The organism is Mesorhizobium sp. M4B.F.Ca.ET.017.02.2.1 (assembly GCF_003998955.1).
Taxonomy (GTDB): Bacteria; Pseudomonadota; Alphaproteobacteria; order Rhizobiales; family Rhizobiaceae; genus Mesorhizobium; species Mesorhizobium abyssinicae.
Map to the genome: position 1 here is coordinate 1 of NZ_RZOF01000159.1, position 13,127 is coordinate 13,127.

10 protein-coding genes and 1 pseudogene are annotated in these 13,127 nt (G+C 60.1%); 9 read left to right on the plus strand and 2 right to left on the minus strand.

Annotated features, from left to right (window positions below; genetic code table 11):
- Positions 1-1,220: NAD-dependent succinate-semialdehyde dehydrogenase (locus EN738_RS19120; protein WP_145966877.1), on the plus strand; the 1,220-nt coding region annotated here is incomplete at its 5' end.
- 171 nt (positions 1,221-1,391) lie between these two features.
- Here the strand turns inward: EN738_RS19120 and EN738_RS19125 are convergent.
- Complete coding sequence (locus EN738_RS19125) at positions 1,392-1,868, minus strand: Lrp/AsnC family transcriptional regulator (protein WP_127285063.1); 477 nt, start codon at positions 1,866-1,868, stop codon at positions 1,392-1,394.
- Positions 1,869-1,878: 10 nt separating this feature from the next.
- Positions 1,879-2,421, minus strand: a pseudogene (locus tag EN738_RS19130) (isocitrate/isopropylmalate family dehydrogenase); the annotation flags it as partial.
- Between the two features lie 345 nt (positions 2,422-2,766).
- On the opposite strand from EN738_RS19130, the gene EN738_RS19135 reads away from it, so the two are divergent.
- The 8 genes from EN738_RS19135 (at position 2,767) to EN738_RS19170 (ending at position 13,105) form a co-directional block, all read left to right on the plus strand.
- On the plus strand, positions 2,767-4,431 hold the full coding sequence (locus tag EN738_RS19135) for an ABC transporter ATP-binding protein (protein WP_127285064.1): 1,665 nt from the start codon (positions 2,767-2,769) through the stop codon (positions 4,429-4,431).
- Positions 4,432-4,454: 23 nt separating this feature from the next.
- Positions 4,455-6,125 carry a peptide ABC transporter substrate-binding protein gene (locus tag EN738_RS19140; protein ID WP_127285065.1) on the plus strand — a complete coding sequence of 557 codons (1,671 nt, stop codon included), beginning with the start codon at positions 4,455-4,457 and terminating at the stop codon, positions 6,123-6,125.
- A 78-nt stretch (positions 6,126-6,203) separates the two neighbouring features.
- Positions 6,204-7,154 carry an ABC transporter permease gene (locus tag EN738_RS19145; RefSeq protein ID WP_127285066.1) on the plus strand — a complete coding sequence of 317 codons (951 nt, stop codon included), beginning with the start codon at positions 6,204-6,206 and terminating at the stop codon, positions 7,152-7,154.
- Positions 7,155-7,186: 32 nt separating this feature from the next.
- Positions 7,187-8,065, plus strand: coding sequence for an ABC transporter permease (locus EN738_RS19150; RefSeq protein ID WP_127285067.1), 879 nt, complete (start codon positions 7,187-7,189; stop codon positions 8,063-8,065).
- A gap of 55 nt (positions 8,066-8,120) precedes the next feature.
- Positions 8,121-9,434 (plus strand): FAD-binding oxidoreductase, encoded by a 1,314-nt coding sequence (locus EN738_RS19155; RefSeq protein WP_127285071.1) that lies wholly within the window; start codon positions 8,121-8,123, stop codon positions 9,432-9,434.
- A gap of 63 nt (positions 9,435-9,497) precedes the next feature.
- On the plus strand, positions 9,498-10,922 hold the full coding sequence (thrC, locus tag EN738_RS19160; protein ID WP_127285068.1) for a threonine synthase: 1,425 nt from the start codon (positions 9,498-9,500) through the stop codon (positions 10,920-10,922).
- Between the two features lie 37 nt (positions 10,923-10,959).
- Positions 10,960-11,904, plus strand: coding sequence for a homoserine kinase (locus EN738_RS19165; RefSeq protein ID WP_127285069.1), 945 nt, complete (start codon positions 10,960-10,962; stop codon positions 11,902-11,904).
- 13 nt (positions 11,905-11,917) lie between these two features.
- Positions 11,918-13,105, plus strand: a complete 1,188-nt coding sequence (locus EN738_RS19170) for a glycine C-acetyltransferase (RefSeq protein ID WP_127285070.1) — start codon at positions 11,918-11,920, stop codon at positions 13,103-13,105.
- Positions 13,106-13,127 lie beyond the last annotated feature (22 nt).

The following is a 13,127-nucleotide window of genomic DNA, read 5'->3' on the forward strand; positions in this document are numbered from 1 at the left end:
GGCATAGTCTGATACTGGAAAATGAGGCTGACCTGGCATTGCTGCTGACGCTGGAACAGGGCAAGCCTTTGGCGGAGGCGCGCGCCGAAATCCGCTATGGCGCCTCCTTCGTCAAATGGTTCGCCGAAGAAGCACGCCGGATCGGTGGCTCGACAATTCCGTCGCCCACGCCCGATCGCCGCATTCTGGTGCTGAAGGAGGCCGTCGGCGTCTGCGCCATCATCACGCCGTGGAATTTCCCCAACGCGATGGTCACGCGCAAGGTGGCGCCGGCGCTGGCTGCGGGTTGTACGGTTGTCATCAAGCCGTCGGAATTCACACCATTCTCGGCGCTGGCGCTCGGCGTTCTGGCGGAACGGGCAGGTATTCCGCCCGGGGTGATCAACATTGTCACCGGCATGCCCACCGAAATCGGCAACGAACTGATGGCGAACGGGACGGTGCGCAAGATCTCGTTCACCGGCTCGACGCGCGTCGGTGCGCTGCTCATGCGTGGCGCTGCCGATAGCATCAAGCGGCTGAGCCTCGAGCTCGGCGGCAACGCGCCCTTTATCGTGTTCGATGACGCCGATTTGGACAAGGCAGTTGAAGGGTTGATCGCATCCAAGTTCCGCAATGGCGGTCAAACCTGCGTCTGCGCGAACCGGATTCTCGTGCAGGAAGGCGTTTACGACGCTTTCGCCGAAAAGCTGAGCCAGCGCGTCGCGCGGATGAAGGTTGGCGCAGGGACCGACGAGGGTACTGAGATCGGCCCAATGATCAACGCGGCCGCGCTCGACAAGATCGAGCGTCACATCGCGGATGCGAAAGAGAAAGGCGCGCGGATCATCGCCCAAAGCGAGGCAGTGCCCGACGGCAAGCAATATACACGGCCCGTCGTGCTGGGAGAGGCCACTACCGAGATGCTCCTTGCGTCGGAAGAGACGTTCGGTCCGGTGGCGCCCCTTTTTCGCTTCGAGACGGAGGACGAGGCCATCGCCATTGCGAACAATACGCCGTTCGGCCTTGCCGCTTACTTCTATACAGACAATCTCAAACGGTCATGGCGTATTGCCGAGGCGTTGGAGTTCGGTATGATCGGGCTCAACACAGGCATGATCTCGACCGAGGTTGCGCCTTTCGGCGGTGTCAAGCAGTCAGGAGTTGGCCGCGAAGGATCGCAGCTCGGCATCGAGGAATATCTTGAGATCAAGACCTTTCATGTTGGCGGCCTTGGTTAGCTTCTGCAGAGACTGAAACGCGTATGGGCGCGCTGGAACAACAGAAAGGGGTGGTGGAGACCGCCCCTTTCTCTATTTCGACCAGGTGTCACTCACGTCGCTCGAGAGGACTTCGGTTTGAAGGGAGCGGCGGCATGCTGCTCTCTGGGCCGAAGACCGGGAGCTGCCTTCTCATCTGTCGAAAATGGTATCGAGTGGCAAATGGGACTTCGCGATCGGTGACTTCAGCACGACGAAGCTGAAATATTTGTCGATTCCAATATCCAATTCGATCAAACGCTCCATGATCGTCTGATATTCAGTTATCCCAGCTGTGACAAACTTCACAAGATAGTCGTAACCCCCTGAAACCAGATGGCATTCTATGACCGAATCTACCTTCTGAATAGCGATGAGAAATCTCGCGAAGTCGTTATGCTGATGATGCTTGAGTGTCACTTCAGTGAAAACCGTCAAAGTCTGCCCCAGCTTCGCGACGTCGATCTGGGCAGAATAACCGGTGATGAAACCTTCTGCCTGAAGTTTTTTCACCCGCATCAGGCAAGGGCTCTGTGAAAGGTTGACCAAGTCGGCAAGCTCGACATTCGTGAGCCGACCGTTCTTTTGCAGTTGTGCTAAGATTTTGATGTCGATTCTGTCGAGCTTCATCGTAAACCTGTCACGCGTTCGAACCGCGGGTCGTCCGGCAGACGTCATCGATCGCTTCGTGCGGGGTCGCTGTCCTTCGCACATCCGGCGTCAGCACGCCTTCGCTCGAGACCGTTTCCACGGCCCTCATCAGCCGTATGGCCGCTGGGCTCTCACCCCGATGTTCACGCATCCGGGCGGCGGTACAGAAGGTGGCGATGGAGTTGGCGATACCTTTGCCAGCAACGTCGAAAGCCGAGTCGTGAATTGGCTCGAACATCAAGAGACCGATCGGGCTCAACGTTTGCGGTGGCGTCCCCCCCAGGCCCCCCGCCAGCGCCCCTGCAATGTCGGACAATATATCGCCATGAAGGGCGGTGGCGACAATCGTGTCGAGGCTGCGAGGTTTGAGCGTCATACGCACCGTCATAGCATTACCAGTATCTTGTCCCACCCGGCGTCACTCCCGCGACACCTCGGCCGCGATCTCATCCCACATTACCACGCCGTGGCGCTATGCGTTGGATTCCGTGACCACCGTCAGAAACTTTCAGGAAGGCGACTGCAACAGCCGAATGTAGACGTCCACCGAACCCGCTCGCGTGGCTCGATTGCCGGAATAGGCGCAGAGTGAAATACCAATTTGGGCTCCCTCTGCGGAAGTTCCTGCTGCCTGCCTGCTAAGTTTCGGCGATTTTATCGGCCAGGAAGAGTCACACTCATCGGTGACTAAGGTCCGTTACTCCCCGGACAGTCGCCAAGAGCCACGTAGGCGGCAGGCTTCAGAAGGGGAGGCTTGGAAAGTGAGCCTGAGAGTTCACGATAGGGAACGGTTTGGCCGATTGATCGCCTCGAGGCGGAGATCGAAAACGCAATCCGCAGCGGGCTGAAGAGAGCGGCTGAAAAGGGAGAGGTCTTGATGATCGCCAGCATCCAAGCTGTAGCTCCTCATGAAGTGGCGCTTTCGGTGCGCGATCTGACCGTAAGCCTGCCGGCCGGCATGGAGCGGGTCCATGCGGTCGAGAATATCTCGTTTGATCTGAAACGCGGCCAGATCCTCTGCATCATAGGGGAGTCCGGATCGGGCAAGTCGGTCACTGCGAACGCGATCATGGGCCTTCTGCCAAAGGTGATCCGCCTGTCGTCGGGTTTCATCCAGCTGGAGGGAATGAACATCATCGGCATGTCGCCCGACAAGCTGCGCAACCTGCGAGGCCGGGTCGTGTCGATGATCTTTCAGGACCCGCTCTCGGCGCTCAACCCCCTGATGACCGTAGGCGCGCAGATTGACGAGGTTATGGCAGCGCATGGCTACGGCACGCCAGAAACCTGCCGCGACCGCGCCATTGAGCTGCTCACTGAAGTGGGGCTGCCCGACCCCGAACTCATGTATCACCAGTATCCGTTCCGGCTTTCTGGCGGGCAGCGGCAGCGCGTCATGATCGCCATGGCCCTGGCGCTCGAGCCAACGGTGCTGATCGCCGATGAGCCGACCACCGCGCTCGATGTCACCACCCAGGCACAGATCCTGGAACTGATCCGCGACATTCAGCGCCGCAAGGGCATGAGCGTCATGTTCATCACCCACGATTTCGGCGTGGTGGCCGAAATCGCCGACAGCGTCGTGGTGATGGAGAAGGGCCAGATAGTTGAACAGGGCAGCGCCAAGCAGGTGTTGGGCTCTCCGAAGCACCCTTATACCCAGCGCCTGATTGCCGCCGTACCACATCTGACTGGCGAAGATCGCCCCCGTGCCGAGCCCGCCAGCAAGGAGCCGATCCTGAAGGTCGAGGGGCTGGTGAAGACCTATCGTGACGGCAGCGCGCTGTTCGGAGCGCAGCGGATTGTGAAAGCGGTGGACGAGGTTTCGTTCGAACTGGCGCCCGGCCGCACGCTGGGGGTCGTAGGCGAGAGCGGTTCGGGAAAATCGTCACTGGGCCGGCTGCTGATCAAGCTCCTGGACAGCGACGGCGGCGGGATTTTGTTCGAAGGATCCGACATAGCCAAGCTTTCCGAAGCGGAGTTCCGCCCGCTTAGACCGCGGATCCAGATGATCTTCCAGGATCCCTTCGCGTCTCTCAACCCGCGCTCGACCGTCGGCCACATCTTGACCGTGGGTCCGGTGGCCCACGGGACGCCTTATGCCCAGGCGCGCGAGGAAGCACGTGCGCTTCTGGCCCATGTCGGTCTCGATGCCGGCGCTTTTGGCCGCTATCCGCACGAATTCTCGGGTGGGCAACGCCAGCGCATCGGCATCGCTCGCGCGCTGATGTTCAAGCCGAAGCTGTTGATTGCAGACGAGGCGGTTTCCGCGCTCGACGTGTCAATCCAGGCGCAGATCCTGCAACTTCTCGACCAGATACAGCGCGAGACCGGCGTGTCGATGGTCTTCATCACCCACGACCTGCGCGTCGCCAGCCAGATCTGCGATGAAATCGCGGTGATGCAGAAGGGCCGGATCGTCGAGCACGGACCGCCCTCGCAGATATTCCTAAACCCGCAAGCCGCCTACACGCGCCAACTCGTGGCGGCAATTCCAGGGGAGAGGTCGGGCAATGCCCGTCCCATTGCAGCGAACGCATGAAAAATAACAAGAGAGGAACTACCATGACCAAAAATTCACAGACTACGTCCAACTACTCCAGGCGCGAAGCGCTGCGACTGATGGCGCTTGGCGGGGCTGCAGGCCTCATCGCGCCCAATCTGCTGGGCAAGCCCGCCTTCGCCAAGACCCCTTCTGGGGGTCCGACCGGTCGCGTTGTCGTCGGCCTTTCGCAGGAGCCGACCGTGTTCAATCCGTTGATGGCGCATATCGAAGTCGATGACGCGGTCCATTTTTCTGTTTTCGACGCGCTGGTCCGGATGGATCCACAAGGTGTGCTTCAGCCGAATCTTGCAGCCGAGGTGCCAAGCCAGAAGAACGGCGGCATTTCGGAGGACGGTCTCAACTGGCGGGTCAGGTTGCGCGACAATGCCCGCTGGCACGACGGCCAACCCTTCACGGCCGAGGACGTGAAATTCACCCTTGAGCTCATCACGAACCCGAAGTTTCGGGCCTGGCGTACGAGCGGCCATTCGCTCGTGCAGGACATCACAGTGGTTTCGCCTACTGAGATCACATGGCGGATGAAGGAGGCTTTCGCGCCCTATCTTTCGTTCCTGGCCGAAACCTTCATGGTCCCCAAGCACATTCTGGAGAAAGAGGCCGATCCCAATACAGCTGCGTTCAACCAGGCGCCGATCGGCACCGGCGCATTCAAATGGAGCCAGCGCGTCGCAGGCGACCATATCGAGCTCGTCGCCAATCCCGACTATGCCGGCGAAGGCCCTTATGTGGAGCAGCTCGTCTTCAAATATATTCCCGATATGACCGTGCTCTACACGCAGTTCAAGAGCGGCGACGTAGACCTGGTCGATCAGTCGTACATCACTGCCGACCATTACTCTGAAGCCCGCGAACTGCCAGACCGCGTGGTGACACTGGAGACCGGGGCATCCTTGGAGTCGATCTATCTCAATTTGGGCCGTCCGCAGTTCAAGGACTTGGCCGTGCGCCAGGCGCTCTACGCGGCGATGGACAGGAAAGCCATCGTCGACACGATCTACTACGGCGTGGGCACGCTCACTGAGACCTTCATGCCGAAGGAGTCCTATTACTACAATCCGAACCTTCCCGTGCAGGAGTTCAATCTGGACCGCGCGCGTCAGATTCTGGATGAGGCCGGCTGGACTCCGGGACCGGATGGAATCCGAGCCAAAGACGGAGTGCGACTGTCGTTCTCCAACTCAACAACGTCTGGCAACAACCTCCGCGAGCAGACGCAGCAGTTCCTGCAGCAGACGTTTGCCGAGATCGGCGTAGAGATGAAGATCTCAAATCTGCCGGCCGCGGTCATGTGGGGCGAATTCTGGCTGAAGTCACAATTCGACACAGCCATGGTTGGCGTTACCTATCTGATTGCCGCGGACCCCGATGCCACAAATCGCCTTCATACGAAGGCAATCGCCGCTCAGGGGGGACACGGCTCGAACACCGGGCAATATTCCAATCCTGAGGTCGATGCCCTTCTCGAAAAGGGTGCTCGCATCTTCGATCCTGAGGAGCGGCGCGGAGTCTATAACCGCGTGCAGGAAATAGTGCGTCATGATCTGCCCTTCCTGCCGCTGTCGGCGCTTACTAACGTGCTCGGACGCAAGAAAGGACTGGACGGTTTCGAGCCCAACGCCAACACGCGCACTGCCTCGTGGCATGCCGCAGGCTGGCAGTGGAAGGCTTGATTACGCCGTTGCCGCCGCCCGGTCTCACCGCGGCGGCGGCAATAGAATAGAACCGTCAACCCGAACGGAGGACTCAGAATGCGTGGCTTCCTGCTCAATCGCCTCTCGCAGAGCCTGGTATTGCTTGTGATCGTTTCGATCATCGGCTTCGGCATTCTGAATCTTCTGCCCGGCGGCCCGATGGCCCAATTCGGGCTCGATCCCGGGATGACCCAGCAGGACATCGAGCGCCTCAAGGGGCTGCTGGGCCTCGATCGCCCCATATGGATCCAATATCTGGACTGGGCGTGGCGGCTGGTGCGGGGCGACTGGGGACACTCCTTCCGCGACGGAGCGCCGGTATTGCAGATCATTGGCAGCCATCTCTTTGCCACGCTACTGCTGATGGGATCTTCAACGGTGATTGCTATCTCCATTGGCGCCTGGATCGGAATTCGGGGTGCCACGCGCCGCTACTCGCTATTCGACTATCTAGCGACTGTCGGTGCCATGATCGCATTGTCGGTCCCTACTTTCTGGTTCGGACTCATCGGCATTTACATCTTTTCCCTGAAGCTGGGCTGGCTGCCGGCGGGCAATATATCCGAGATCGGCGATAGCTCGATCCTCGGCTATCTCCACCATCTGATCCTGCCAAGCATCGTGCTGTCCCTGGTCCATGTCGCGATCTGGAGCCGCTACATGCGAACGGCGACCCTCGACGCCATCAGCCAGGATTTCGTCAAGACGGCTCGGGCCAAGGGATTGAGTGAACGCCGGATTCTGATGAAGCATGTCGTCGGTAACGCGCTTTTGCCGATGATTACCTTGGCCGGAATGCAGCTTCCCAGTGTGCTCACCGGCGCGCTGGTGACCGAAACTGTCTTTACCTGGCCAGGAATGGGACGTTTGTTTCTCGATAGCCTTGGTTACAGCGACTATCCCGTTGTGATGGGGCTTTTGATGTTCTCGGCTATCCTCGTTCTGCTTGGAAACCTGATCGCCGATGTCGTCGTCGCTATTGTCGATCCGCGCATTCGTCTGGCTTGAACGCGCAACTTTCCCGACAGGAGACAGCCGATATGACCGCTCTCACCGCAAATGCAGCTCCAGGCCGATGGAGCAACAACCGCGCGGCACGTCGCTTCATGCGGCATCGCTTGGCGCTGCTCGGCTTGACGATGATCGTCTTCCTGTGCCTCGCTTGCGTCCTTGGCCCGCATCTCCTGCCTTATGACTCGCTGTATATCGACCTGCGGGCTCGCTTTGCTCCGCCGCTCACGGGCCACCACTTCCTAGGCACTGATCCGCTCGGCCGCGACCTGGCGGCAAGACTTTTGATGGCGGGACGTATCTCGCTGCTGGTGGGTTTCTTCGCCATGGTGTTGTCGACACTCGTCGGCACTATGGTCGGCGTGATCGCGGGCTATCGCGGTGGCTGGATTGGGGCCACGCTGATGCGCACGGTCGATGGCTTCCTATCGTTCCCATCGATCTTTCTGCTGCTTGCGCTGGCTGCGGCACTCAAGCCCAGTCCCGTGATGATCACCGTCATCATCGCGCTCACAAGTTGGATGGAGGTTGCCCGTATCGTTGAAGCGGAAGTGCGCTCGTTGCGCGAACGCGAGTTCGTCCTGGCCGGACGCATGCTGGGATTGAGCGGCACCCATATTATGTTCCGCGAGATACTGCCAAACGCCATGGGACCGATCATCGTTGCCTCCACCTTGACGGTCGCGCGAGCCATTCTCATGGAAGCCTACATCAGCTTTCTCGGCTACGGCATCCAGCCGCCACTGCCAAGCTGGGGCAACATGCTCAACGGCGCCCAGCAATATCTGGGCAGCGCACCTTGGCTTGCCATCATTCCCGGAGCTGCGATCACCGTCGCGGTGACCAGTTTCAACTTCATTGGTGACGGACTGCGCGACGCGCTGGACGTTCGGGATGACCACATTTGAACGTTGGGCAAATAGCCCGCTCTCTCATCAGCAAACGCAACGAGAAGTCAGTCACGTGGACGAGCTAAAAGTCGCCGACAAGAATACGCCCTACTGGTGGGAAGCGGCGCCGGTGAGGCCGCTGCCGCCACAGCCTTTCGCCAGGAGGCTGGACGTGGCGATCGTGGGCGCCGGCTATGCCGGTCTCTCGGCCGGGCTCGTGCTGGCTCGAGAAGGGCGTTCGGTTGCAGCTTTCGATGCCATTAACCCTGGCGAAGGAGCCTCGTCGCGCAACGGAGGGATCACCAGTGGATCAATCCGACCGGACTATGCCACGATCACCAGGCGTTTTGGCGAGGATAAAGCCAAGGCGGTTGAGGTTGAAGGCAAGCTCGCGCGCGAGTTCCTCTATGACTTGATTAAGACCGAGGGACTCGACTGCGATTTCAAGCTGGTCGGTCGGTTCATGGGTGCTATCGGATACGACCAGTACGAGAAGATGGCCCGCGGCGCCGAGGCGCTGGCGAAGAGGCTAGGGATCGAATCGTACGCTGTTCCGCATGCCGAGCAGGGCAACTACATCGGCACCGACTTCTACCGAGGCGGCACGGTTCGGATGGACATTGGCGGTTTGCACCCGGCTAAGTTCCACGCCGAGCTCCTGCGCGTGGCCTTGGCTTCCGGGCTGACGGTCCACTCACGAACGCCCGTGATTTCCATCGAAAAAGATGTGTCCGGGTTCCGTGTAGCGACATCGGCCGGGACTGTGCAGGCACGGCAGGTGCTGGTCTGCACCAACGGCTATACTGATGCCGCCGCTCCATTCCTGCGCCGACGGCTGGTGCCGGTTCGCAGCCGAATTATCGCCACCGAGGAACTTCCGCCTGAATTGATGACGCGGCTGATGCCCAAGCTGATGATGATGGGTGAGAATCGGGAGCTAGGCTTCTATTATCGTCCTTCGCCCGACGGCACGCGCATTCTGCTCGGTGGGCGAGACAGTTCCCGGGGCAACAGCGATCCGACAGCCCCGACGCTCCGCCTTCGCAACGGTCTGGTAGAGCTTTTCCCGGAGCTGGAGAAGGTTCGCTTTTCGCACAGCTGGTTCGGCAACGTGGCCATGAACCGCGACATGCTGCCCCGCATCTTCGAGAAGGATGGCATCGTCTATGCCACCGGCTTTTGCGGTTCGGGTGTGGTCTGGGCACCGTGGGTCGGTACGCGTGCCGCCTACAAGCTGATGGGCCGCGCGCCGGAAGCAAGCACGGCTTTCGACTTCCGACCGCCGGCTTCCATTCCCTTCTATAGGGGCGATCCCTGGTTCTTGCCGGCGATCATCAAAGGCTATGGCCTGCAGGACAAGATCGCCTGGTGGCGGGCCCGCCGCTGAGAAGCCGAGGGGGCAGTCTCTCGACCCCGGCCCGACGATCGTGGCCATGAGGAAAAGCATCACATGCACTACATCTCCACGCGTGGCCAACACCAACGCAGGTCGTTCTGCGATATCCTCCTTGAAGGTCTGGCGCCGGATGGTGGGCTCTATGTGCCCGAGACTTACCCGATTGTGGACGATGCCATGCTGGATCGGTGGCGGGGCTTGTCGTATTCCGAGCTCGCTTTCGAAATCCTATCGCTCTACATCGACGATATTCCACCTGGCGATCTGAAGGCCATCTGCGCGAAGACCTATACGCTCGAGCTGTTCAGGAGCGATCGGATCACGCCGGTGCGCGCGCTCGGGATGGGCCTTCACGTCGCGGAACTGTCGAACGGCCCAACCCTAGCGTTCAAGGACGTGGCCATGCAGTTACTTGGTAACCTCCTTGAATATGAACTGGCCCGTCGGCGCGAGGAACTGAACATCCTCGGGGCGACCAGCGGCGACACGGGAAGCGCGGCGGAATATGCCATGCGCGGCAAGACGGGCATCCGTGTCTTCATGATGTCGCCGCACGGACGCATGAGCGCCTTCCAGCAAGCCCAGATGTTCAGCCTGCAGGACGAAAACATCCAGAACATCGCCATTGAGGGGGTATTCGACGATTGCCAGGACATCGTGAAAGCCGTGTCCGGCGATGCCGACTTCAAGAGGCGCCACAGGATCGGCGCCGTCAATTCGATCAACTGGGCCCGGCTGGTGGCTCAGGTGGTGTATTACTTCGCTGCCTATTTTCAGGTAACCGAAGAGAACGCATCAGAGGTCGACTTCACGGTTCCTTCCGGCAATTTCGGCAACATCTGCGCCGGTCATGTCGCGCGCATGATGGGCCTTCCTATATCCCGTCTCGTCGTTGCGACCAACGAAAACGACGTGCTCGATGAGTTCTTCCGCACCGGTGTGTGTCGCGTGCGTAGCCAAGCCGATACCTATGAAACCTCAAGCCCTTCCATGGACATTTCAAAGGCATCGAATCTCGAACGTTTCGTGTTCGACCTGCTCGGTCGCGATGCGCGCCGGACGAAATCCATGTTTGACGGTCAACTAACGGATCGAGGATCGTTCGATGTCAGCGGTGATCCCGCCTTCACGCAGATTGCGGGTCGTTTTGGCTTTCGCAGCGGCAAGAGCACCCACGCCGACCGGTTGGCGACGATCCGCGACACGTGGCAGCGTTCCAACACGCTTATTGATCCGCATACGGCCGATGGCGTGAAGGTCGCGCGCGAGCACTGCGTTCCGGAGAGGCCGATGATCGTGCTCGAGACCGCACTGCCGATCAAATTTGCTGGGACGATCATGGAGGCTCTGGGCCGGGAGCCCGATCGTCCGGAACGATTCAATGGCATAGAATACTTGCCGAAACGGTACAAAGTCCTTCCAGTCGATGCGCAAGCTGTAAAGAACTACATCTCAGAGATCGTGCAAGGCGCGGGCTAGAGGAAGGTCGCTTCGCGGACTGAGGACTGTTTCATCCATGGCCGTATACACCGAGCTCTCGGTCGACGAGGTCGCAGCATTCTTTTGGGCGTTAGGTCTGGGCAAGCCGCACACTGTTCGCGGGATCACGACCGGAATTGAGAACACGAACTACTTCGTCGACACCGAAACCGGCGAGTACGTGCTCACATTGTTTGAGCGGCTTACGTTCAAGCAATTGCCGTTCTACCTCCACCTCATGAAGCACCTTGCGACGCGAGGGATGCCGGTCCCGAACCCGGTCGCCAGCGGCAGCTGCCAAATCCTTCACGCACTGAGGGGCCGGCCCGCTGTTGTCGTCAACAGGCTTGCCGGCGAGAGCGTGACAGCAGCGACAGAGGTACATTGTCGCTCAGTCGGGGAGGTTTTGGCGCTAATGCACGTGGCTGGAAGCGATTACCCACGACATCAGGTCAATCCACGAGGGTTTGAATGGTGGGACAAGGTGGCGCCAGTGGTCAGCCGCTGCATCTCCGATGGACAGCGCTCGCTGCTCTCGAGCGAGTTGGCCTTCCAGAAGCAGATCGCAGCGTCTCCTTCCTATAAGCAGCTACCAAAGGGTCCGGTGCACGCCGATCTCTTTCGCGACAACGTCTTGTTTGACGGTGAGTGCCTGACCGGCGTCCTCGATTTCTACTTCGCCGGATGTGACGCGTTTCTGTTCGACATTGCAGTGTGCCTCAATGACTGGTGCGTCGAAGGCTGCACCGGCCGCCAACACGATAAGCTAGCCGCGGCTTTCCTCGGCAGGTATGAGTCCGTTCGCGCGCTTACTCCAGCCGAACGCTCATTGCTTCCTGCAATGCAGCGAGCAGGAGCTTTTCGCTTTTGGCTGTCGCGTCTCTGGGATCTGCATCTGCCTCGCGAAGCTGCGCTCCTCAACGCACACGATCCCAGTCACTTCGAGCGCCTCTTGCGGGTGCTTCGTGGAGAGATTGCATGAACAAGGCCCGACCATGAGCCAAGCATTCCTTTCCCACATCAACAGCGAGCTCCAAGGCCTGAAATCGGCCGGCCTCTACAAGTCGGAGCGGGTCATCACCTCGATGCAGTCGGCGCGGATCGAGGTCGGCGGCGACACGGTGCTCAATTTCTGCGCCAACAACTATCTCGGTCTCGCCGATAGCGAGGATCTGCGGGAGGCGGCCAAACAGGCGCTCGACCGCTATGGCTATGGCATGGCCTCGGTGCGCTTCATCTGCGGCACGCAGGAGGAGCACAAGCAGCTCGAATCCACGATCTCGTCCTTCCTCGGCATGGATGACACCATCCTCTACGGCTCCTGCTTCGACGCCAATGGCGGCCTGTTCGAGACGCTGCTTGGCGAAGAGGACGCCATCATCTCCGATGCGCTGAACCATGCCTCGATCATCGACGGGGTCAGGCTGTCGAAGGCCAGGCGCTTCCGCTACGCCAACAACGACATGGCCGATCTCGAGGCCCAGCTGAAGGAGGCGAAGGATTGCCGCTTCCGGCTGATCGCCACCGACGGCGTGTTTTCTATGGACGGCATCATTGCCAACCTCAAAGGCGTCTGCGATCTCGCCGAGAAATACGACGCCATGGTCATGGTCGACGACAGCCACGCCGTCGGCTTCGTCGGCAAGAACGGCCGCGGCTCGGCCGAGCATTGTGGCGTGGAGGGCAGGGTGGATATCATCACCGGCACGCTCGGCAAGGCGCTGGGCGGCGCTTCCGGCGGCTACACCTCAGGCAAAGCCCAGGTGGTCGACTGGCTGCGCCAGCGCTCGCGGCCCTACCTGTTCTCCAACACGCTGATGCCGGCGATCGCCGGCGCCTCGATCAAAGTGTTCGACATGATCCGCCATGGCGATGCGTTGCGCGAACGCCTCTATGCCAATGCGGCGCGGTTCAGGTCTCAGATGGGCAAACTCGGCTTCACGCTGGCCGGCGCCGACCATCCGATCATCCCGGTGATGCTGGGCGATGCGGCTCTGGCACAGGAGATGGCGGCACGCATGCTGAAGCGCGGCATCTATGTCATCGGCTTTTCCTTCCCGGTGGTGCCGAAGGGCCAGGCCCGTATCCGCACCCAGATGTCGGCGGCGCATTCCAGCGCCGATATCGACAGGGCAGTTGAGGCATTCGGCGCAGTGGGACGCGAGCTCGGCGTGATTTCCTGAGCGCCGAAAACGATTCCGGATC